The organism is Kytococcus sedentarius DSM 20547, from assembly GCF_000023925.1.
Classification (GTDB): domain Bacteria; phylum Actinomycetota; class Actinomycetes; order Actinomycetales; family Dermatophilaceae; genus Kytococcus; species Kytococcus sedentarius.
Genome location: NC_013169.1, coordinates 2,284,757 through 2,306,831, shown reverse-complemented (window position 1 = coordinate 2,306,831; position 22,075 = coordinate 2,284,757). Strand labels below are relative to the sequence as shown.

Here is a 22,075-nt window from a genome sequence, read left to right as displayed (position 1 = left end):
ACGCCGTTCAGCCGGGCCGCGACGCCCCCGTGGTGAGGCTCACCCCATCGATCGCGTAGGGTGGAGGACATCTGGCCCGCCCCGTCTTGCCGCGGGCCCTTCGGCGATGCCGTCCAGCCCCTGAGCGGGCGACGTGAGTTGCCGCGTCGCTACCACTGCGTGAGGGATTCCCCGCCCACCGGTAGCCGCGTGCCGCGCGAGACGCCGCCTGTCCCCTTGGACGTGCGTACCTCCAGCAGAATTGATGTGCCTTCGTGCCCCAGAACTTTGCCGACCTCGGCGTGCCCACCTCCCTGACCTCCGTGCTGGAGCGTTCGGGAATCACCACCCCCACCCCCATCCAGACCGCGACCCTGCCGGACTCCCTGGCCGGCCGCGACGTGCTCGGCCGCGGCCGCACCGGATCGGGCAAGACCCTGGCCTTCGGCGTGCCCCTGGTGGCCCGCCTGGCCGCTGACCGCCGCCGCCCCGCATCGGGCCGTCCCCGCTCGCTGATCCTGGCGCCGACCCGCGAGCTCGTGCTGCAGATCGAGCGCGCCATCGCGCCGCTGGCCGCCGCCGAGGGGCTGTCGACCACCACGATCTTCGGTGGCGTCGGCCAGAACCCGCAGGTGAACGCGCTGCGCAAGGGCGTGGACATCGTGCTCGCGTGCCCCGGCCGGTTGGAGGACCTCATCGGCCAGGGACACTGCGACCTGCGCGACGCGCAGATCGTCATCCTCGACGAGGCCGACCACATGGCCGACCTCGGCTTCCTGCCGGGCGTGAAGCGCCTGCTGAGCGCGACGCCCCGCGACGGGCAGAAGCTGCTCTTCAGCGCCACCCTCGATGGGGGGATCAAGGTGATCGTGGACCGGTTCCTGAACAACCCGGTCACCCACGAGGCCGACTCCGCGCAGTCGCCGGTGGCCACCATGACCCACCACGTGCTCGAGGTGGACAAGGACTCCAAGCTTTCGGTGCTGCGTGACCTCGCGGCGGCCCCCGGCCGGACCGTGGTGTTCACCCGCACCAAGTACGGGGCGAAGAAGCTGGCCAAGCAGCTGACCGCGAACGGCGTGCCGAGCGTGGACCTGCACGGCAACCTCTCGCAGAACGCGCGCCAGCGGAACCTGGCGGCCTTCTCCGAGGGCACCGCCCAGACGCTGGTGGCGACCGACATCGCGGCCCGTGGCATCCACGTGGACGACATCGCCCTGGTGGTGCACGCCGACCCGCCCGCCGAGCACAAGGCGTACCTGCACCGCTCGGGCCGTACCGCCCGCGCCGGCGCCGAGGGGACCGTGGTCACCATCGCGATGCCCGAGCAGCGCGGTGAGGTGAAGACGCTGATGCGGGCGGCCAAGATCCGTCCGGTCACCGAGGCCAAGGCCGTGGTGGGCGCCGCGGTGCTGCAGGAGGTTGCCCCGGGGGAGCGGGTCTTCCGCGAGTCCGACGAGCTCGCCGTGGCGACCGCGCCGCCCCAGCAGGGTGGTTCCGGCGGCGGGCGCGGCGGCCGTTCCGGTGGCCGGGGTGGCTCGGGCGGCGTGCGTGGAGCTGGCCGTTCCGGTGGCCGGGGTGGCTCGGGCGGTTCCGGCCGCGGTGGCCGTGGTGCCGGTGGCTCGGGTGGCCGCGGTGCTGCGGGCGGCTCGGGTGGCCGTTCTGGTGGTCGCGGGGCCTCCACCGGCGGTTCCGGCCGCGGTGGCGACGGCGGTCCCGTGCGCTTCACCTCGGAGTCGTCGCCGCGCGGTGGCTCCGCTGGTCGCAGCGGCGACGCGCCGCGTGGTGAGCGTGGCGCCGGCCGTCCCCCGCGCAACCGTGGTGAGGCGTCGGCTCGTCCGGCGCGCGGTGAGGGCGGTTCCGGCCGTCGCCCCGAGCGTTCGCGCCCTGAGGGCGGTTCCGGCCGCCCGGCTCGTGGCGAGGGCGGGTCCCGTCCCGCCCGCGCTGCTGGCGGTTCCGGTGGCCGTGCGCCGCGGGCCCGTCGCGCGCGCGGCTGACCTGCGGCCCGGCCCGGCGCAGGACAGGCGTAACTGACCGGTCAGTACGGCCAGACTCGGGCTGACTCGGCCAGTTCGTGGCCGGCCCGGTCCACCAGCGGACCTGACACAGCAAAGCGGCACCTGACATACCGAACACGGTGTGTCAGGTGCCGCTTTGCTGTGTCACCTCATCGAGTCCAGTGTGACGGGTGCAGCCTGTGGAGGACGCCCGGTGCCACCGACCCGCGGGAGTGCACCCTGTGCCCATGAGCTCGCTGCCCGCGGACCTCGCTGCCCTCGCCGCCGTCCACCGCGCCACGCTCACCAGCGCCGACCTCCAGACAGCCGGGGTGGGGCGTCGGGAGCTCGAGCGGTGGGTGGCGGCAGGCGCCCTGTGCCGCGTGGGCCGCGGGGCGTACGTGGACGGCGCGGCCCTGCGCGGGGCCTCCCCGGAGCAGGCGCACGTGCTGACCGCCACCGCCATCTCCCGGACCTGGCCCCAGGGGTTCGCCCTCAGTCACGACTCCGCAGCGCTCCTCCACGGGCTGCCGTTGCTCACGGTCCCCGACACCGTGCGGGGCATCGCGACAGGGGGTCCGCCGCCGTCGGCGCCATCGTCGGCGTCGGCACCTCCACCGCCACGAGCAGCGGACCCGGCACCACCGGGGTCGGCGGCAGCGTCTGCGTCGGCGCCATCGTCATCAGCGGCGCCGCAGCGGAGGGACCCCCGCCCCCGCAAGGACACCCGAACCCGGAAGAACGCCTCGGCGACGATCCACCGGGGGGAGTCGGTGCTGCCCACCCAGAGCATCGCCGGGTGCACGGTGGTGGCCGCGGCGGAAGCGGTCTTCGGGGTGGCTGCCCTGCACGGGGTGGAGGCCGGTCTGGTCACCCTCGATGCAGCCCTGCACCGCACCGTCGAGCACGTGCCCGAGTACGGGGCACCCCGCCCGCCGGGGACCGTGTACCTCGACGAGCTGGCCACGCTCAACCGCGCACTCCTGAATCACCCGGGGCACGCGCGCTTCCGGCAGGTGCGCCTGCTCGCCGACCCGCGCTGCGAGTCGCCGGGGGAGAGCCGGACGCGCTGGTTGCTGATGAACCTCGGGTACCGGGTCCGCAGCCAGGTGGAGGTCCGCGATTCCGCGGGTCGCCTGGCGGGGCGGGTCGACTTCGCTCTCGAGGACGAACCCGTGGCGGTGGAGTTCGACGGGACGGGCAAGTACACCCAGTACGGCCACACCGTCGCGAGGGACAAGGCGCGCGACCAGGCGATGCAGCGTTGCGGGTACGAGCCGGTGCACCTGCTGTGGGCGCACCTGCGCCAACCGGAGACCGTGCGCGCGATGGTGGAGCACGCCCGGGAGCGAGTCCGTCGCCATCGTGTGGCCTGAGGGTCACCGGTCGTCACCGGACCTGACACAGCAAAGCGGCACCTGACACACCGTGTTCGGTATGTCAGGTGCCGCTTTGCTGTGTCAGGTGTCTGTCGGCGCGCCGTTCTGCCCGGCGGACTGCTCTGCCGCTGGATCGCCCTGCCGGCGCAGCGGTCCACCGGCTGGCGGCCCTACTCTGGAAGCTCACGAGGCCGTCAGTGCCTCCCCTCGAAGGGTCGTCCCATGACCACGCCCTCCACGTCGGCCGGCCGCAGCTGGTCGATCACCCGCCACCTCCCAGGCCCTCCGGAGCGGGTGTACCGCGCCTGGACCAAGGCTGACCAGCTCACGTGGTTCCTCGCGGGATCCTCTGCGCGGGAGTTTGAATCGCTCTGGGTGGACGCCCGGGTGGGCGGTGTCTTCCGGCTGCTCATGGTGCAGGACGGCGACACCGAGTACTGGACCGGTGGCGTCTACCGCGAACTGGTGCCGGGTGCCCGGGTCGCGTTCTCGTGGGGAGTTCCGAACGGCTGGCCGCCGATCGCCCCCGACGCCCCTGATGACGGGCATTCGGCGACCGACGACGGGGAGCCGATGGGGGCCGAGGACGCCGGGCATTCGGCGACCGACGACAGGGAGCCGATGGGGGTCGACGGCGCCGGGCGTGTGCGGACCGACGACCGCGGGCCGCTGGTGACCGTCGACCTGGCCGCCGAGGACGGGAACACCCGGTTGACGCTCCGGCTGGAACTGCCCGCCGCCGCACCCGACGAGCTCGCCGGGCAGGTGCTCTGCCAGGCCTGCCGCGACGGGTGGGGCACCACCCTCGACCGGCTCAGCCGTGAGCTGACACAGCAAAGCGGCACCTGACACACCGTGTTCGGTATGTCAGGTGCCGCTTTGCTGTGTCAGGTGCCCGCCGGAGCGCCGCACCCGCCGCACCCCCCGCACCCGCGTCGGGCCGCAGCCGCAGCCGCGTCCGCGCCGGTCCTCAGCCGCCCGCGGCCTGCAGCTCGGCGAACATCTTGCCGGGGTTGAGGATCCCCTGCGGGTCCAGGGCGTTCTTCACGGCCCAGTGCATCTGCTGCGTCACCGGGTCCAGCTCCCGCGCCAACCACTGCCGCTTGAGGTACCCCACGCCGTGCTCGCCGGTAATGGTGCCGCCGAGGTCCAGTCCCAACTGCATCAGGTCGTCGAACACCGCGTGCGCACGGCTGGCCTGGTCGTCGTCTGCCACGTCGAAGAACACCGCCGGGTGCAGGTTGCCGTCGCCGGCGTGCGCCACCACGGCCACCACCACGCCGGTCTCGGCCCGGAGCGTCGCCAGCCGGTCGAAGAACGCCGCCATCTGCGCCCGCGGCAGGCACACGTCGTCCATCAGCTGCCCGCCACCGTGCTCGTTGGCGTACTTCTCGTAGGCCTGGTGCGCCAACCGCCGCGTCGCGACGAGGGCCTCGCTGTCGGCGGCGTCGTCACTGGCCGCCACGTCCAGCGCGCCACCGGCCTCGGCGATGTCGCTGAACGCCGCCACCTCGCGCTGCGCCGTCGCGGCGTCGCCGGAGCCGTCGGACTGCACCAGCAGCATCGCGCCCGCATCGGCATCCAGCCCGAAGTCGCCGTAGTCGTTCAGCATCACCAGCGTCGCTCCGTCGAGCATCTCCAACATGGAGGGCTGCGCGCCGCTGGCCATGAACTCCGCCACCACCGATGCGGCGGCGGCCTCGTCCGGGAAGGTCGCCGCGGCGGTCAGCGGGTCGGCCAGCTGCGGCACCAGGCGCAGGGTCACCTCGACCACCACGCCGAGCGTTCCCTCGGAGCCGATGAACAGCCCGCGCAGGTCGAGCCCGGCCACACCCTTGGCGGTCCGTGGGCCCAGGGTCGCCAGCGACCCGTCGGCCAGCACGACCTTCAGCTGGCGCACGTAGTCCTTGGTCACGCCGTACTTCACGCAGCACAGGCCGCCGGCGTTGGTGGCCACGTTGCCGCCGATGCTGCTGATCCCCACCGAGCCCGGGTCCGGCGGGTAGGACAGGCCGTAGGGCTTCAGGTGGTCCTTCAGGTGCTGGTTGATGATGCCGGGCTGCACCGTCACGGTCCGCTCGGCGGTGTTCACCTCGAGCACCTCGGCCATCTTCTCCACGCTCAGCAGCAGGCAGCCGGGCACCGCGTTCGCCCCGCCGCTGATGCCGGTGCGCGCCCCCTGGGGGACCACCGGCACGCCGTGGCGGGACGCGAACCGCATCGTCGTCTGCACGTCCTCGATGGTGGTGGCGCGCACCAGGGCGACCGCCCCCTCACCGGGGCAGAAGATCGCCTCATCCTGCGAGTACGAGCCGATGACGTCCGCATCGGTCACGAGGGCGCCGGCGGTGAGCTCGGGGGCGAGCTCGGCGTCCACCAGGGCCCGGGTCTCCTGCGGGTCGCGGCCGCCGGGGGCGGCGGTCATCGCGGCGGTCGCGCTGTGGGGGGTCTGCTCGGTCATCGTGCTCCCTCGGTGGTGGCGGAGTCGGAGTGGGCGGCTGGTGCGGTGCCGCCGGTCGTGGCGTCGGTGTCGACGGCCGTCACGTCGTCAGGGGCCGGGGCCGCGCGCAGGGCGACGACCGTCAGGCCCGCGGCGACCATCACACCACCGATCACCCACATCCCTGCATTCTGGGTGCCCGTCAGGTCCGCGAGCCACCCGGTGATGTACGGGGCGAAGAAGCCCGAGGCGTTGCCGACGGAGTTGATGAGGGCGATGCCGCCGGCCGCGGCGGCGCCGGAGAGGAACCGGGTGGGCAGCGGCCAGAAGTTCGGCAGCGCCGCAGATGCACATGCACACCACGGTCACGGCCGCCATCGCGGCGAACGGCGAGTCCAGGTACAGCGCGGCGGGGATCACCACACCACCCAGGAACAGCGGCAGGGTCACGTGCCACACGCGCTCGCCGGTGCGGTCGGCGTGGCGGGCCCAGAGCACCATCGCCACGGCGCCGAAGGCGAACGGGATGGCGGTGATCAGGCCGACCTCCATGACCGTGTAGGTGGTGCCGAAGGTCTCCTTGAACCCGGCGATGATGGTGGCGCGAGCCGGGGCGGGCGCTGGAGTTCCACGTGCTGCTGCGGCTGCGGGCGGCGGCCGCAGGGCTGCACGACGGTCCCGCCCCGCGGTCCGGTCGCGGCACGTCTACGCTGCGGCCATGACCTCCCCCTCGCAGAACCCGTCCCCCGGCGCCGACGAGACGGCCGACCGCCAGCAGACCGCCGAGCTCATGGAGACCGTCATCCGGGTGATCGGTGACCCGCAGGTCACCCACCAGCAGGTGATGGCCCTGAGCGAGTCGCTCGGCCGCAACGCGGTGCTCTTCCTGACGGCCATGGCCGCCCACGCCGCGCAGATCCGGGTGGGGCAGGACCTGCTGGACCACGCCGACAGCCTCACCGCCGAGCAGCGGGGCTGGCTGCCGGACCCCCGCGAGATCGAGAAGGCGCTGGGCACGCAGCCCGACGCGTTCACCATGGCCGGGGCCGTGCACGACAGCTTCGGCACCATCACCGGCAAGCTGCTCGAGCAGGGCGACGCCGAGGAGCGCCACGAGGCCGCCCACCAGGCGGAGTCCCTCGCCCTTCTGGGGGCGGCCCTGGGCGGCAAGGAGGGGCAGGCGCGGATGGCCGAGCTCAGCCACGAGATGGGCTTCGAGGTCGCGTTCAGCCGCTTGCACGCCTACTTCGCGATGATGGTGCGCCAGGTCAGCCACGTCACCGGGGACGACTGGGCAACGGCGGTCGACCGCGTGGCCGAGCAGCTGCGGACCGCCTGAGCCCCGCACCGGCCCCGCGCCGCGCCCCCGACCCACACCACTGTCTGCCGGCCGCGTGGCGTGGGTCACTATCCTTGGCCCTGAGCCCCCACCGAAGCGAGGTTGCATGACCGCGTCGACCGACCACGACCCCACCGAGGCCTCGCAGACCTCCGGTGACGCCGCCGAGCCGAGCAGCGCCGAGCAGGCGCCCCCGGCGGACGTGGGAGAGGCCCACATCGACCTGATGGAGGGCTTCGACCCCGTGTCGGTCGAGTCCTGGGAGGCCAGTGCCGCGGCCGTGGTGAACAAGCCGCGCCCCGAGGGCAAGCAGCTCGGGGCCGAGGAGGCCGTGGCCTCGTTGCGCACCCGCACCCTGGACGACTACGCCGTCGAGCCGTTGTACACCGCGGCCACCGCGCCCGGCCTGCCCGCCGCGGCGCCCGGGGAGTTCCCCTTCACCCGCGGCGGTGCGCTGCGCCCGGCGGACCTGCCGTGGGACGTGCGCCAGGCCTTCGACGACCCCGACGCCGCCCGCACTGCAGAGCAGGTGGCCGCGGACCTCGAACACGGGGTGAGCTCGGTCCACGTGGTCGTCGGCTCCGCCGGCCTCGATGCGGGCGACCTCGCCACCGCGCTGGAGCCGGTGCTCACCGACCTCGCGCCCATCTCGCTGAGCTGCCCGACGAGCCGGGTGGAGTCCATCGCCGGCGCCCGCGCCCTGGCGGACCTCCTGGCGGACCAGCCGGTGCTCACGCAGGCGCCCGCGGCTGCGCAGCAGGGGTCCTTCGGCCTCGACCCGGTGGGGCACGCCGCCATCGAGGGCCACGAGGGGCCGGTGACCCTCGACGAGGGGACACTCGCCGTGGTGCGCACCGCCCTGGACCTCGCCGAGGGCCGGGAGCTCGCGCCGATGCGGGCGATCACCATCGACACCCTCGCCTGGCACGAGGCCGGCGCCTCCAACGTGCAGGAGCTCGCAGCGGCGGTCGCGACCGGCATCGCGACCGTGCGCCTGCTGGTGGAGGCCGGCATCGCCGCCCGGGACGCCTTCCGGCTGGTGGAGTTCCGCGTCTCGGCCACCCAGCAGCAGTTCCAGACCATCGCCCGGCTGCGCGCCCTGCGCACGCTGTGGGCCCACGTGGCCGATCACGTTGCGCGCTCCGAGGGGGCCGACTGGCACACCGACCCGACCATCGCCGCCGCCCGGCAGCACGCGGTGATGGGGCGCCGCATCATCACCCGCGACGACCCGAGCGTGAACATCCTGCGCGGCACCATCGCGTGCTTCGCGGCCGCCGCCGGAGGTGCCGAGGCGATCACCGTGTTGCCCTACGACACTGCGGCGGGCCTGCCGGACGGGCACAGCCGGCGCGTGGCGCGCAACACCCAGACGCTGCTGGCTGCCGAGTCCCACGTGGGCGCGGTGACCGACCCGGCCGGTGGGGCCTGGTTCGTGGAGTCGCTCACCGCCCACTACGTGGACTTGGCGTGGAAGTACGTGCAGGGCCTGGAGTCCGGCGGGGGCATGGCCACGGCCGAGATGCGGGCGCTGCTGCGCAAGAACGTGGTGGCCGTGGACCAGATGCGCCTGGACCGGCTGGCCTCGCGCGAGCAGGGGATCACCGGCGTCTCGATGTTCCCGCTGGCCGACGAGGTGGCGCTCGAGCGCCGTCCGCGGGCGGACCGTGCGGTGCCCACCGGGACCGATGCGGTGACCTCCGAGCAGGTGGACGCCGAGCTCGCGCTGCCCCGCAGCTGGGACTCGCTGCCCTTCGAGATGCTGCGCGACCGCACCGCATCGGCCGCGATGGAGGGGACGCGCCCCCGGGTGGCCCTGGTGTGCGTCGGGGCGCGCAAGGACTTCGGCCCGCGGGAGACCTTCGCGGCCAACGTGCTGCTGGTGGCCGGCATCGAGCCGGTGACCGTCGAGGTGGCCTCGGCAGAGGAGGTCGGCGACGCGCTGCGCGAGGCGTTCGCGGACCCGGCCGGCCCCGCGGGCTCGCCGGACCACGGGGACTCGTCGGGCCGGGACGATGCAGCCGCAGCGCCGACGGTGGCCGTGGTGGCCGCCGCCCCGGCGACGAACGCCGACCAGGGCGAGCCCGTGGCGGCCGCCCTGCGCGAGGCCGGGGTCGGCCACGTGGTGGTGGCCGGCAAGGCCGCGGAACTCGTGTCGGCGGACTCCGCCATCGCCACCGGTGACGACGTCATGGCCTTCCTGACCGACCTGCTCGACGCGATGGGAGTCTCCCGATGAGCACCTTCCCCACCTTCCACGACCTGCCCGCCCCGGAGGTTCCCACCTCCCACGACCTGGCCGGCCCGGAGGGTGGGCTCCGCACCGGTGGTGATCTCGACGGTCCAGCTCCGCACCGGTCCGGAGCTGGCGGTACCACCACCGGCACCACCGCCGAGCGCGAGCCGTGGACCACGCCCGAGGGCATCGACGTCCCGCCGCTCTACACCGAGCAGGACCTGGAGCAGCTCGACTTCCTGGACACCGTGCCCGGCGCCCCGCCGTACCTGCGCGGGCCCTACCCGACCATGTACGTCAACCAGCCGTGGACGATCCGCCAGTACGCGGGCTTCTCCACCGCGCAGGAGTCCAACGCCTTCTACCGACGCAACCTCGCGGCCGGGCAGAAGGGCCTCTCGGTGGCCTTCGACCTCGCCACCCACCGCGGCTACGACTCCGACCACCCCCGGGTGTCCGGTGACGTCGGCATGGCCGGGGTGGCGATCGACTCGATCCTGGACATGCGCCAGCTCTTCGACGGCATCCCGCTGGACCGCATGAGCGTCTCCATGACCATGAACGGCGCGGTGCTGCCCATCCTGGCGCTGTACGTCGTCGCGGCCGAGGAGCAGGGGGTGAGCCAGGACCAGCTCTCGGGGACCATCCAGAACGACATCCTCAAGGAGTTCATGGTCCGCAACACCTACATCTACCCGCCCGAGCCGTCGATGCGGATCATCAGCGACATCTTCGCCCACACCAGTGAGCACATGCCGCGGTTCAACTCGATCTCCATCAGCGGGTACCACATCCAGGAGGCCGGGGCCACGCAGGACCTTGAGCTCGCCTACACCCTGGCCGACGGCGTGGAGTACCTGCGCGCCGGCATCGAGGCCGGGCTGGACGTGGACAAGTTCGCCCCCCGCCTCAGCTTCTTCTGGGCCATCGGCATGAACTTCTCGATGGAGGTGGCCAAGCTCCGCGCCGCGCGCCTGCTCTGGGCCCGCCTCGTGCGCCAGTTCGAGCCGAGGAACCCCAAGTCGATGTCGCTGCGCACCCACAGCCAGACCTCCGGCTGGTCGCTCACCGCGCAGGACGTCTACAACAACGTGGTGCGCACCGGCATCGAGGCCATGGCCGCCACCCAGGGGCACACGCAGAGCCTGCACACGAACGCGTTGGACGAGGCGATCGCGCTGCCGACGGACTTCTCCGCCCGCATCGCGCGCAACACCCAGCTGCTGTTGCAGCAGGAGTCCGGCACCACGCAGACCGTCGACCCGTGGGGTGGCAGCGCGTACATCGAGACGCTGACCCACGACCTCGCGCAGCGGGCCTGGGCGCACATCCAGGAGGTCGAGGCCGCCGGCGGCATGGCCAAGGCGATCGAGGCGGGGCTGCCGAAGCTCCGCATCGAGGAGGCCGCGGCGCGCACCCAGGCGCGGTTGGACTCCGGGCGACAGGCGCTCATCGGAGTGAACCAGTACCCGGTCGACGAGGACGAGCCGATCGAGATCCTCAAGGTCGACAACGCCCGCGTGCGCTCCGAGCAGCTCGCGAAGCTGGAGACGCTCCGCGCCGAGCGCGACGAGGACGCCTGCCGGGAGGCACTGTCCGCGCTGACCGAGGGCGCCCGTGGGGACGGCAACCTGCTGGCCCTGAGCATCGAGGCCGCCCGGGCGCACGCGACCGTGGGGGAGATGAGCGACGCCATGGAAGAGGTTTTCGGCCGCTACACCGCGCAGATCCGCACGATCAGCGGGGTCTACTCCCAGGAGGCTGGGCAGGACCAGGGCATCGACGCCGCCCGGGACGCCGTCGAGCAGTTCGCCCAGGACGAGGGCCGCCGCCCCCGCATCCTGGTGGCCAAGATGGGTCAGGACGGCCACGACCGCGGGCAGAAGGTCGTCGCCACGGCCTATGCCGACCTCGGGTTCGACGTGGACGTGGGCCCGCTGTTCCAGACGCCGAGCGAGGTGGCACGGCAGGCCGTGGAGGCCGACGTGCACGTGGTCGGTGTCTCCTCGCTCGCGGCTGGTCACCTCACGCTGGTGCCCGCCCTGCGCGCCGAGCTCGACGCGCTCGACGGCCAGGACATCGCGATCGTCGTCGGCGGCGTGATCCCCTCCCAGGACTTCGACGAGCTCCGGGACGCGGGCGCGGACGCGATCTACCCGCCCGGCACGGTCATCTCCACGGCGGCGCTCAACCTGGTGGAGACCATTCGCGAGCGCGTGGGCCTGGGCTCCGGGGCCGCGGACGCCGGGTCCGCCGAGGGCTGAGGGGTGGCTGCCGGGCTCGACCCCGAGGTGCTGGCGCGCGGCGTCCTGGCGGGCAACCGCCGGGCCGTCTCCCGGGCGATCACGCTCGTGGAGTCCATGCGCTCCGACCGTCGTGAGGCGGCCCGACGGATGCTCCAGGAGCTCATGCCGCACACCGGTGGGGCCGTCCGGGTGGGCATCTCCGGGGTGCCCGGGGCCGGCAAGTCGACCACCATCGACGCCCTGGGGCGGCGCCTCATCGACGCCGGGCACCGGGTGGGCGTGGTGGCGGTGGACCCGTCGAGCGCCCGCACCGGGGGTTCGATCCTCGGTGACCGGACGCGGATGGGCGAGCTGGCCAGCCGGCCGGAGGCCTTCGTGCGCCCCAGCCCCACCGGGGACCACCTGGGGGGCGTGGCCCGGGCGACCCGGGAGTCGATGCTCGTCCTGGAGGCCGCCGGCTTCGACGTGATCATCGTCGAGACCGTGGGCGTCGGTCAGTCCGAGGTGGCCGTCTCGGGCATGGTCGACACCTTCCTGCTGCTGGCGCTGGCCCGCTCCGGTGACCAGCTGCAGGGCATCAAGCGCGGCATCCTGGAGATCGCCGACGTGATCACGGTGAACAAGGCCGAGGGGGAGCACGCCCCCGAGGCGCGGGTGGCGGCGCGCGACCTGCGCCAGGCGCTGCACCTCATGCGCCCCGACGACACCCCGCAGGTGCTCACCTCGTCCGCGCTGACCGGGGAGGGGCTCGACGAGGTCTGGCAGGCGGTCCTGGACCACCGGCAGGCCCTGGTGGACGCCGGCCGCCTCGAGACCCGACGGGCCGAGCAGCAGCAGGCCTGGATGTGGTCGCTCGTGGACGCCGAGCTCCGGGCCGCGGCCCGGACCACCCCGTCGGTCAGGGCGCGGCGCCGGGAGTGGGAGGCCGCCGTGGCCGACGGATCCATGCCGGCCACCGAGGCCGCCGAGGAGATCCTCGCGGCGCTGCGCAGCGACTGGTCCCGTCAGGCCTGAGCCCCTCGGGTGGGCGAACCATCGCCTGCCCCCACCCGGGCCCACCGGACGTCCTTCGCCGTCTGGACGGGCCCTGGCGGGAACTGACCGCTGGACGGGAACGCCCTGGGAGTAGTGTCGAATCGTGAGTGCGACGCGCAGCAGTGCCTCTCCCGTCAACCCGTCCCCCGTCATCGAGGTCGAGAGCCTCGTCAAGACCTACGGCCGGTTCAACGCGCTGGACGGGCTCGATCTGCGCGTGGAGCCCGGTGAGGTCCACGGCTTCCTCGGCCCCAACGGCTCGGGCAAGTCCACCACCATCCGCATCCTGCTGGGTCTGGCCCGGGCCACGGGCGGGAGCGCCCGGCTCTTCGGCCGGGACCCGTGGGCCGAGGCGGTGGGGCTCCACCGCCGACTGACCTACGTCCCCGGCGACGTCGCGCTGTGGCCGCGCCTCACCGGAGGGCAGTGCCTCGACGTGCTGTCCGCGGGCCACGGTGGCATCCCGGCGGCCCGGCGGGCCGAGCTGCTCGAGCGGTTCGCGCTGGACCCCACGAAGCGGGCCCGCGACTACTCCACCGGCAACCGCCAGAAGGTGGCCCTCGTGGCCGCCCTCGGGGTGCAGGCCGACCTGCTCGTCCTGGACGAGCCCACCTCCGGCCTCGACCCGCTCATGGAGCAGGTCTTCCAGCAGGTGGTCCGGGAGCGGGTCGCCGAGGGGGCCACGGTGCTGCTCTCCAGCCACATCCTGTCCGAGGTGGAGGCGCTGGCCGACCGGGTGACGATCATCCGGGAGGGCCGCACCGTCACCATCGGCAGTCTGGCGGAGCTGCGCGGTGCGACGAGCAGCCACGTCCACGCCGTCACCGTGCACGCCCCGGCCGGGCTGGAGGGTCTGCCCGGGGTGGGTGGCCTGCAGGTGCAGCCGGTGGCCGGTGCTGCGGCTCCGGGGGCGGGTGCTCCGCGCGGCACGGACACCCGCTGCCGGGTGGAGCCCGCCGCGCTGCCGCAGGTCGTGGGCAGCCTCCACGCCGCCGGGGTGCAGAGCCTGACCGTGGAGCCCCCGACCCTCGACGAGCTCTTCCTGGAGCAGTACGCCGGCTCGGGGGAGGTGCGATGAGCAGCACGGCGGGGTGGGGGCGGGTGCTCCTCCTCGGGTGGCGCTCCGGGTGGCGCGGGCTGGCCGCTTGGGTCGTGGGCCTCTGTGCGCTGATGGGGATGACGGCCGGCTCCATCGCCTCGGTCTACACCACCGAGGCCGAGCGCACGGCCTACGCGCGCATGGCCGGGAGCCCGGGCATGTCGGCACTGTCCGGCGACGTCGCCGGCGTCGACACCCTCGGCGGGATCACCGCCAACGAGTTCGGGCAGATCGCCGGCTTCGCGGTGCCGCTCATGGCCATCGCCCTGGTCGTCCGGGGCACTCGCACCGAGGAGCAGGCCGGCCGCCACGCCATGCTCCGGGCCGGTCCGCTGGGCCGTCTGGCTCCGCTGGCGGCCGCCCTGCTGACGGCGCTGGGAGCCCTCGCCGCGATGGCCGCCGGGAGTGCCGTCCTCATGGTGGCCAACGGTGCCGACGGGACGGGGGCGCTGTACTACGGGGCGGGGCTCTTCGCCCTCGGGGCCGTGCACGCGGCGGTGGCGGCCCTCGTCGCCCAGCTCGTGGGGCAGGCCCGCGGCGTGTGGGCGGTCTCCCTCCTGGTGGTCGTGGTCGGTTTCGTCCTCCGCGGTGTCGGTGCCGTGCGGGGCGGTCCGTGGGGCTGGGCCTCGCCGCTGGGCTGGCTGGACGCGCTGCGCTCCTTCGGCGACGACCCGCGGTGGTGGCCGCTGGCCCTGAGTCTCGGCGTGTTCCTGGTGCTGACCGGGGCGGCGGTGGCGCTCGCCGCTCGCCGCGACCTCGAGGCCTCCCTGTGGTCGGCCCGCCCGGGTCCGGCGGGCGCTGGCGGGAGGCTGCGCACCCCGTGGGGCCTGGCCCTCCACGAGCACGGCCTGACCATCCTGGGCTGGGCGGTCGGCACGGCCGTGCTCATGGGCGCCTACGGGCTGCTCACCCAGCCGATGATCGACGCGCTGCGGGACATGCCCGAGCTGCAGGGATACCTCCGGGCCGCCGAGGAGGTCGTGGACACGGTCGTGGCCACCTTCGCGATGCTGCTCGGGGCCCTCGCGGTGGCGAGCGTGCTCCAGGCCGCCGGGGGACTGCGCACCGCGGAGGAGCAGGGGCTGCTCTCCCAGCAGCTCGCCGGACCGGTCTCCCGCACCGGCTGGTGGTGGACCCACGCGGTCGTCATCGCCCTGGGGGCGCTGCTGGTCGTCCTCGTCGGTGGCGCCGCCCTCGCCGGCAGCATCGTGGTGAGCACGGACGACGCGGGCCGCTTCGGCGAGCTGTTCGCCGCCGGGCTGGCGCAGCTGCCGGCGGTCGTGCTCTTCCTCGGTCTGGTGACGCTGCTGCTCGGCTGGGTGCCGGAGCACCGCGGCCTGGTGTGGCTGCCCTTCGCGGCGGCGCTCGTCATCGGCTGGCTCGGGCCGGCCCTCGACCTGCCGCAGTGGGTCATGGACGTCGCCCCGCTGACCGCGGTGGGGCAGGTGCCGGTCGACGACTTCCGGCTCGGCGCGGCCGCGGTCCTGGTCCTGCTGGGGGTGGTGCTCTCCGCCCTCGGGGCGATCGGCCTGCGGCGGCGGGACATCCCGCGGGTCTGAGACCGTCCCGCAGAGGGACTCCGGCCGTCGGTGGGGCCTGCCAGACTGGCGCCATGCCGAGCTACCGCATCCTGGCCGAGGTGATGGCAGTCAAGGGGGAGACCCAGCCCACGCAGGTCCTCGACATCGCGCGCGAGGTCGTGTCGCGGACGCACCTGGTGGAGAAGGTGTCCCTCGACCTGCCGCGCGGTGTCCCCGTCGTGACGGTGCGCTGCGTGGTGCCGGAGTCCAACGACGACGCCGAGGACCACGAGGCCTTCGACCTGGCCCAGCGGTACCTCGTGGCCATGAGCGAGTTCGTGGACGTCCGGCGGGTGGAGGTGCGCCGCCGCATCAAGGGTCGCTTCGAGCCCATCAACCGGCCCCGCCCCCGGGAGTGACCTGCATCACCGGGGGAGTAGTCTGCCGAGCATGAAGATCGCGTTCCTGGGACTCGGAAACATGGGTGGCCCGATGGCCGCCAACCTCGCCAAGGCCGGCCACGAGGTGACGGGTTTCGACCCCGTGCCCGAGGCGCGTCAGGCTGCCGAGGGCCACGGCATCACCACGGTCGAGACCGGCCCCGAGGCCGTCGCCGACGCCGAGGCGGTCATCACGATGCTGCCGAGCGGCCCCATCGTGCTGTCCTGCTACGAGGAGATCATCCCTGCCGCCACGGGTGAGGACGTGCTGTTCATCGACTCCTCCACGATCGACGTGGAGTCCGCGCGCAAGGCCGCCGACATGGTGCGCGATGCGGGGCACTCCAGCATCGATGCCCCGGTCTCCGGCGGCGTGGTGGGCTCCGAGGCCGGCACCCTGACCTTCATGGTCGGGGGCACCGAGCAGGCTTTCGCCCGCGCCGAGCCGCTGCTGGAGGTCATGGGCCGCAAGATCGTGCACTGCGGTGACGCCGGCAACGGCCAGGCCGCCAAGATCTGCAACAACATGCTGCTGGGCGTGCAGATGATCGCCGTCTCCGAGGCGTTCGTGCTGGGCGAGAAGCTGGGGCTGGACCCGCAGGCCTTCTTCGACGTGGCCTCCACCAGCTCCGGCCGTTGCTGGGCGCTGGACACCAACTGCCCCGTGCCCGGCCCGGTGGAGGGCTCGCCCGCCAACCGCGACTTCGCCGGCGGGTTCGCCTCCGGCCTGATGCTCAAGGACCTGAAGCTCGCCCAGGACGCCTCCGAGCTGGCGGGCGTGGACACCGCGTTCGGCCGCGCGGCCCGGGACGCCTACGAGCGCTTCGCGGAGATCGACGGCCCGAAGCGGGACTTCTCGGCGGTCATCACCGCCGTCCGCGACAACTCGCTGAACGACTGACGGCTCCGCCCCTGCGCCGGGGCACCACGAACGCCCGATGAAGGGCCTCACCCCGCCGGGGGACCACCCGGCGGGTGGGGCCCTTCTATCGTGTGCGGGTGAGCCACACTCCGGATTCCTGGAACCAGCAGCGCCCGCAGCCCCCCGAGCCCCACGGCCCCGGGCAGCCGCAGGCACCGCAGCAGCCTCCCCACGACCCCTACGCCCCGCGGCCCGAGCCGCAGTACGGCCAGTACGCGCCGCAGGGCCACGGACCGCAGGGCGGCCAGTTCGGCCCGCCGCCGCAGGGCCACGGACCGCAGGGCGGCCAGTACGGCCCGCCGCCGCAGGGCTACGGTCCCCCGCCGGCTCCGGCCTCCTCCGTGCGGCCGAACGCCGAGTTCCACGAGCTCACCCGCGGTCCGCGCTGGTCGTGGTGGCGTCCGCTGGCCGCGTTGGGTCTGTGGATCCCGCTGGGTCTGGCGGTCATCGTCGTGATGGTGGTGAGCCTGGTGATCCCGCTGGTCGCCTACCCCGACCAGATGGACATCTTCGAGCCCGGCGGCACCGGCGAGACCCCGACCATGCAACCCCTGACCTTCCTGGGCATGAACCTCGGTCTGGCGGTGCTGATCCCCGCGACGATCGCGGTGATCGCGCTGGCCTACTGGGTGCGCCCCGGCTTCGCCTCGTCGGTGGCGGGACGCTTCCGCTGGGGGTGGGCGCTGCGCTGCCTGCTCGTCCTCACCCCGTGGTGGGTGGCCTTCCTGCTCGGCTTCTCGGCGCTGATGGGGGAGAGCTTCGAGGTCACCATGCACCCCTACTTCTGGTGGATGCTGCTGGTCGTCCTGGTGACCACGCCGCTGCAGGCCGCCGGGGAGGAGTACCTGTTCCGCGGGTTCGTCATGCAGTGGTTCGGCAGCTGGATCCCGTGGCGGTGGATCTCGCTGGTCGTCGCCACCCTCACCACCACGGCCCTGTTCGCCCTGGCCCACGGGTCGCTGGACCCCTGGGTGCTGGCGGACCTGGGCATCTTCGCGATCCTCGCCGTCGCCATGACCGTGCGGACCGGTGGTCTGGAGGCTGCCGTGGTGATGCACGCGGTGAACAACGTGGTGATCATGGTGGTCTCGCTGGTCTTCGGTGGCTTCGAGGACGGGTTCGTCAGCGCGGAGACCACCTCCTCCGCGATGGCCGTGCTCGTCAGCGTGGTCCTGATGGGGGTGGCCTACCTCCTGATCGAGTGGCAGTGGCGCCGCAGCGGCCACACGAACCGCACCGCCTCCGCCGAGGAGCTGGCCGCCCCGCGCCGCTGACGTACCGGGCGCATTCCTGGCCGTCGCGTGCCGCGGACGCCCTGCCTCAATGCGAGGTCTGCGTCGGACCCCGCCGGCGGCCCTCGGGCACCACCATCGGCGTCCCGGTCACCGGGTCGTCCACCACCAGCACGTCCAGCCCGAACACGTCCTGCACCGTCCGGGCGGTGATGACCTCCCGTGGGGTCCCGCAGGCCACCACCTCGCCCTGGCGCATCGCGATGAGGTGGTCGGAGACCCGCGCCGCCAGGTTCAGGTCGTGCAGCACCATCACCACGGTGGTGCCCCGCTCGGCGTTCAGCTCCTCCACGAGCTCCAGCACGTCCACCTGGTGGGCGAGGTCCAGGAAGCTCGTCGGCTCGTCCAGCATCAGGATGTCGGTCTGCTGCGCCAGCGCCATGGCGATCCACACCCGTTGCCGCTGCCCGCCGGAGAGCGCCTCCACCGGCCGGTCGGCTAGCGCGAGGGTGTCGGTTCGCGCCATCGCCTCGGCCACGGCGGCGTGGTCCGCCCTCGATGGGGGGCGCCACGCCGCGCGGTGCGGGTGCCGCCCGCGGGAGACCAGCTCGGCCACGGTCAGCCCCGCGGGCACCAGGGGTTGCTGGGGCAGCAGCCCGATGGTGGTGGCCACCTGGCGGGTCGGGATGCGGTGCAGGTCGTCACCGTCGAGCAGCACCTGCCCGGAGGTCGGGCGCAGCAACCGCACCAGGCCGCGCAGCAGGGTGCTCTTCCCGCACCCGTTGGCGCCCACCAGGGTGGTGATCCGGCCGTCGGGGACCTCCAGCGTGACGCCGCGCACCACGTCGGGACCGCCGTAGGAGAGCGACAGGTCGCGGCAGACCAGGCGTGCGTCGGTCGGAGCGGTCATGCGGACATCCACCTCCGGGAGGTCAGGAGCAGCGCGAGCAGGGCGGGGCCACCGGCCAGGCCGGTCACCACCCCGACCGGCACGTTGCCGCCGGGCACCAGGTAGGCACCCACGTAGTCGGCGGCCAGGAAGATGCAGGCGCCCACCAGGCCGGCACCCACCAGCGTGGTGCGGCCGCGGTTCAGGGCGCGGGCGATGGGGCCGGCGAGGAAGGCCAGGAAGGCCACCGGGCCGCACACGGCCGTGGCCGAGGTGACCAGCAGCACCGCCAGCAGCATCACGGTGCCGCGCAGGCGGGTGGGGCGCTCGCCCAGGCCGGTGGCGAGCTCGTCGCCGAGCTCGAGGACGCCCAGGCGCGAGGCGGCCACCACCAGCAGGGGCAGCAGCACGGCGACCACGACGGCCAGCCCCGCGATCTGCCGCCAGGTCACGTCGTTGGTGCTGCCGGAGACCCACACCAGGGCGTCCTGGGCCTTGTGCACGTCGGTGCGCAGCATCAGCCAGTGGATGCCGGCCGAGAGCGCGGCCCCCAGGCCGATGCCCACCAGGATCATGGTGTGGGCCGCGGCGCCGGCGCCCCGCCCCCCGGAGAAGGCGAGCAGGGTGCCGGTGACCGCCAACCCGCCGGCCGCGGCGGCGAGCATCACGGGCGTCCCCGCCCAGTCGAGCACCACCATCGAGAACACGGCGCCGAAGCTGGCGCCCAGGCTGACGCCGACCACGTCGGGGCTCGCCAGCGGGTTGCGCAGCACGGACTGGAAGGTGGCGCCCGCGGCGCCGAAGGCCAGCCCCGCGACCACCGCGACCGCGGCGCGCGGGAGCTTGGACTCCATCACCAGGAAGCTGGCCACGGGGATGTTCTCCCCGCCCAGGATGCGCAGGAAGTCCGGGATGGTCACGGTGTAGTCGCCCAGCAGCACGCGGGCGGCGAACAGGGCCAGCGCGAGTGCGCCCAGCGCGGCCAGCACCAGCGCGCGGCGGCGGGCGAGGCGCCGGCTCACCCCGCGGACCGATGCGGTGTGCTCCGGCGCCGCGGTCGGCGCGGCCCGGGTGCCCGCCCCGGTCGCGGCGGTGGGCTGCGGTGCGGCGCTCATGCGGTCACCCGCTGGGTGCGCACCAGGGCGATGAGGACGGGGGCGCCGATCACGGCGGTCATGATGCCGACCTGCACCTCGGTGGGGGGCAGCACCACGCGGCCGATGGTGTCGGCGCCCACCACCAGGGCGGCTCCGAAGAGGGCCGAGCCCAGCATCACGCGCCGCTCGTCGGGGCCGGTCAGCAGGCGCACCACGTGCGGCACCACCAGCCCCACGAAGGCCACCGGCCCGGCCAGCGCGGTCCCCGCGGCGCACAGGCACACCGCGCCGACCGCCACCACGAGGCGCACCAGCCAGACACGCTGCCCCAGCCCGCGGGCCATGTCGTCCCCCAGCCCGAGCGTGTTGAGCCACCCGCCGGCCGGCAGGGTCAGCAGGAAGCCGACGAGCAGCACCGGCGCCACCGAGCCGAGCAGGGCCAGGTCGCGCCCGGCCACGGTGCCCACCTGCCACACGCGGAACACGTCCAGCGCCGCGAGGTCCACCACCAGCAGCCCCGCGCCCAGGCTGGTCGCGGTCGCCGCGAAGGCGGCCCCGGCGATGGTGAGCGTCACCGGCTGGGCGCCTCCGGGCCCCATCGAGGCGATGCCGTAGACCACCGTGGTGGCCACCGCCGCCCCCGCCAGGGCGAACCACACGTACTGCGTCTGCGCGGTCAGCAGCCCGGTGGCCAGTCCCAGCACGATGGCGAGCGCGGCCCCGGCGTTCACGCCGAGGATGCCCGGGTCGGCCAGCGGGTTGCGGGTGAGCGCCTGCATCGCGGCGCCCGCACACCCCATCGCGGCCCCCACGACGACACCCAGCGCCGTGCGGTCCAGACGTGCCTCGACGATGCCGTGGGGCGCGCTGCCGGTCAGCGTCTCCCAGACGTGGGCCAGCGGCACCACGGTGGCCCCGACGGCGAGGGAGGCCAAGCAGGCCACGGCCACGACCGCCAGTCCGAGCCCCAGCAGGAGCGCGAGCCGGCGGCCGTGGCCGAGCGACGTGACGTGCGAGCTCACTCGGAGGAGGGCTCCCCGCTGGCGGACCCGCCGGAGGCCTGCGCGCCCTGGGCCTTCTGGGCGGCCTCGGCCAGCTGCGGGACGAACTCCTCCAGCGCGACCGGGATGCTCAGCGGGGTGGGGCTGGACATGGGGTAGGACGCCACCGGGTCGTCGGCGGCCACGTAGGAGCCGCGGGTGAAGGCCGGGATGGCCTTGAGCAGGTCGTTCTTGACCACGGTGTCCGCCGGCAGCGTCTCGTCGGCGTAGAAGACGACCACGTCGGCCTCCACGGTGTCGGCCTTCTCCGCGGAGACCTCCACCATGAAGTTCGAGGCGTCCTTCGAGAGCTCGCCGATGACCGGGGCGTTGACCATGCCCAGGTCCTCGAGCATGCGCGGCCGGTTGTCGGTGGTGGTGTAGAGGTTGAACGTCGAGAGGTCCGTGGCGGCGAAGGAGGCCCACGCGGCGGTGGTGCCCTCGAGCTCGGGGTACTTCGTCGCGGTGTCGGCGATCTTCTGCTCGGTGTCCGCGACGAGCTGCTCGGCCTCGGCCGGCTTGCCCATGGCCTGCCCGATGAGCTTCGTGGAGTCCTGCCAGCTCGTGCCCCACGCCAGCTCGGGGTAGGCCACCACGGGGGCCAGCTTGCTGAGCTTCTCGTACTCCTCGGGCGTGATGCCGGAGTTCGTGGCCAGGATCAGGTCGGGCTGGAGCTTGGCGATCTCGTCGATGGGGGCGCCGTCGGCATCGGAGTAGCGAGTGATCTCGCCGTCGAGCTCATTGGCCTTCTTGTCGAACCAGTCGGTGGACTTGTTCGCGTTCCCGCCCCAGGTGATCTCCGGGGCACCGACGGGCTTCACGCCCAGCGCCGCGACGATGTCGTGGTCCGACCAGCCGAGGGTGGCGATCCTGGTGGGCTCCTCCTCGATGGTGGTCTTGCCCAGCGCGTGCTCGACGGTGACCGGGAAGGTGGCGGCGCCCTCGTCGCCGTCACCGTCGCTGGAGCCCTCGTCACCGGAGCCGGCGGAACCGCTGCCGCTGCTGGCCGGCGAGGACTCCCCGGAGGAGGATGCGGGGCTCGTCTCGTCGTCCCCGGCCGGGCCGGTGGAGCAGGCGGTCAGGGTGAGGCTGGCGGCGGCAAGTGCGGCGCCGGTACGCACGATGCGCATGGTTCTCCTTGGATCACGAACTCGCACCACCCGGTGCGAAGGGAAGGCAAACCTA

General features: G+C 73.6%; 18 protein-coding genes. 12 read left to right on the top strand and 6 right to left on the bottom strand.

Features of this window, described 5'->3' with window-relative positions; genetic code table 11:
* The first annotated feature begins 254 nt into the window (after positions 1-254).
* The 3 genes from KSED_RS10910 (at position 255) to KSED_RS13825 (ending at position 4,204) form a co-directional block, all read left to right on the top strand.
* Positions 255-1,976, top strand: coding sequence for a DEAD/DEAH box helicase (locus KSED_RS10910; RefSeq protein ID WP_015780141.1), 1,722 nt, complete (start codon positions 255-257; stop codon positions 1,974-1,976).
* A gap of 248 nt (positions 1,977-2,224) precedes the next feature.
* Positions 2,225-3,352, top strand: a complete 1,128-nt coding sequence (locus KSED_RS13830) for a type IV toxin-antitoxin system AbiEi family antitoxin domain-containing protein (protein ID WP_015780140.1) — start codon at positions 2,225-2,227, stop codon at positions 3,350-3,352.
* 225 nt (positions 3,353-3,577) lie between these two features.
* Positions 3,578-4,204, top strand: coding sequence for an SRPBCC family protein (locus tag KSED_RS13825; RefSeq protein ID WP_015780139.1), 627 nt, complete (start codon positions 3,578-3,580; stop codon positions 4,202-4,204).
* Positions 4,205-4,325: 121 nt separating this feature from the next.
* On the opposite strand, the gene KSED_RS10895 is transcribed toward KSED_RS13825, so the two are convergent.
* Both KSED_RS10895 and KSED_RS15410 read right to left on the bottom strand, forming a co-directional pair.
* Complete coding sequence (locus tag KSED_RS10895) at positions 4,326-5,816, bottom strand: FAD-binding oxidoreductase (RefSeq protein ID WP_015780138.1); 1,491 nt, start codon at positions 5,814-5,816, stop codon at positions 4,326-4,328.
* The gene (locus tag KSED_RS15410; protein WP_015780137.1) at positions 5,813-5,977 is read right to left on the bottom strand and encodes a hypothetical protein; all 165 of its coding nucleotides are present in this window, start codon (positions 5,975-5,977) and stop codon (positions 5,813-5,815) included. The genes KSED_RS10895 and KSED_RS15410 overlap by 4 nt, the downstream gene beginning before the upstream one ends.
* Before the next feature lie 536 nt (positions 5,978-6,513).
* Here KSED_RS15410 and KSED_RS10885 point away from each other — a divergent pair.
* The 9 genes from KSED_RS10885 to KSED_RS10845 all read left to right on the top strand — a co-directional run bounded on the left by KSED_RS10885 (position 6,514) and on the right by KSED_RS10845 (position 17,906).
* On the top strand, positions 6,514-7,134 hold the full coding sequence (locus KSED_RS10885; protein ID WP_015780135.1) for a hypothetical protein: 621 nt from the start codon (positions 6,514-6,516) through the stop codon (positions 7,132-7,134).
* A gap of 106 nt (positions 7,135-7,240) precedes the next feature.
* The gene (locus KSED_RS10880) at positions 7,241-9,373 is read left to right on the top strand and encodes a methylmalonyl-CoA mutase family protein (RefSeq protein WP_015780134.1); all 2,133 of its coding nucleotides are present in this window, start codon (positions 7,241-7,243) and stop codon (positions 9,371-9,373) included.
* Positions 9,370-11,634, top strand: coding sequence for a methylmalonyl-CoA mutase (scpA, locus tag KSED_RS10875; protein ID WP_015780133.1), 2,265 nt, complete (start codon positions 9,370-9,372; stop codon positions 11,632-11,634). The genes KSED_RS10880 and scpA overlap by 4 nt, the downstream gene beginning before the upstream one ends.
* Positions 11,635-11,637: 3 nt before the next feature.
* Positions 11,638-12,630, top strand: coding sequence for a methylmalonyl Co-A mutase-associated GTPase MeaB (gene meaB, locus KSED_RS10870; protein WP_015780132.1), 993 nt, complete (start codon positions 11,638-11,640; stop codon positions 12,628-12,630).
* A gap of 124 nt (positions 12,631-12,754) precedes the next feature.
* Positions 12,755-13,729, top strand: a complete 975-nt coding sequence (locus KSED_RS10865) for an ABC transporter ATP-binding protein (RefSeq protein WP_015780131.1) — start codon at positions 12,755-12,757, stop codon at positions 13,727-13,729.
* Complete coding sequence (locus tag KSED_RS10860) at positions 13,726-15,309, top strand: ABC transporter permease (RefSeq protein WP_015780130.1); 1,584 nt, start codon at positions 13,726-13,728, stop codon at positions 15,307-15,309. The genes KSED_RS10865 and KSED_RS10860 overlap by 4 nt, the downstream gene beginning before the upstream one ends.
* 53 nt (positions 15,310-15,362) lie before the next feature.
* Positions 15,363-15,689, top strand: a complete 327-nt coding sequence (locus KSED_RS13815; RefSeq protein WP_015780129.1) for a hypothetical protein — start codon at positions 15,363-15,365, stop codon at positions 15,687-15,689.
* A gap of 31 nt (positions 15,690-15,720) precedes the next feature.
* On the top strand, positions 15,721-16,611 hold the full coding sequence (gene mmsB / locus KSED_RS10850; RefSeq protein WP_015780128.1) for a 3-hydroxyisobutyrate dehydrogenase: 891 nt from the start codon (positions 15,721-15,723) through the stop codon (positions 16,609-16,611).
* A 98-nt stretch (positions 16,612-16,709) separates the two neighbouring features.
* A complete protein-coding gene (locus KSED_RS10845; RefSeq protein WP_143827377.1) occupies positions 16,710-17,906 on the top strand; it encodes a CPBP family glutamic-type intramembrane protease in 1,197 nt (398 codons plus the stop codon).
* A 46-nt stretch (positions 17,907-17,952) separates the two neighbouring features.
* Here the strand turns inward: KSED_RS10845 and KSED_RS10840 are convergent, their stop codons facing one another.
* The 4 genes from KSED_RS10840 to KSED_RS10825 are packed head-to-tail and all read right to left on the bottom strand — an operon-like array spanning position 17,953 to position 22,020.
* Positions 17,953-18,774, bottom strand: coding sequence for an ABC transporter ATP-binding protein (locus KSED_RS10840; RefSeq protein ID WP_015780126.1), 822 nt, complete (start codon positions 18,772-18,774; stop codon positions 17,953-17,955).
* Positions 18,771-19,868: a FecCD family ABC transporter permease gene (locus KSED_RS10835; RefSeq protein WP_015780125.1), complete on the bottom strand. Its 1,098-nt coding sequence runs from the start codon at positions 19,866-19,868 to the stop codon at positions 18,771-18,773. The genes KSED_RS10840 and KSED_RS10835 overlap by 4 nt, the downstream gene beginning before the upstream one ends.
* A complete protein-coding gene (locus KSED_RS10830) occupies positions 19,865-20,872 on the bottom strand; it encodes a FecCD family ABC transporter permease (RefSeq protein WP_015780124.1) in 1,008 nt (335 codons plus the stop codon). The genes KSED_RS10835 and KSED_RS10830 overlap by 4 nt, the downstream gene beginning before the upstream one ends.
* On the bottom strand, positions 20,869-22,020 hold the full coding sequence (locus KSED_RS10825) for an iron-siderophore ABC transporter substrate-binding protein (RefSeq protein WP_015780123.1): 1,152 nt from the start codon (positions 22,018-22,020) through the stop codon (positions 20,869-20,871). Before KSED_RS10825 ends, KSED_RS10830 begins: the two co-directional genes overlap by 4 nt.
* Positions 22,021-22,075 lie beyond the last annotated feature (55 nt).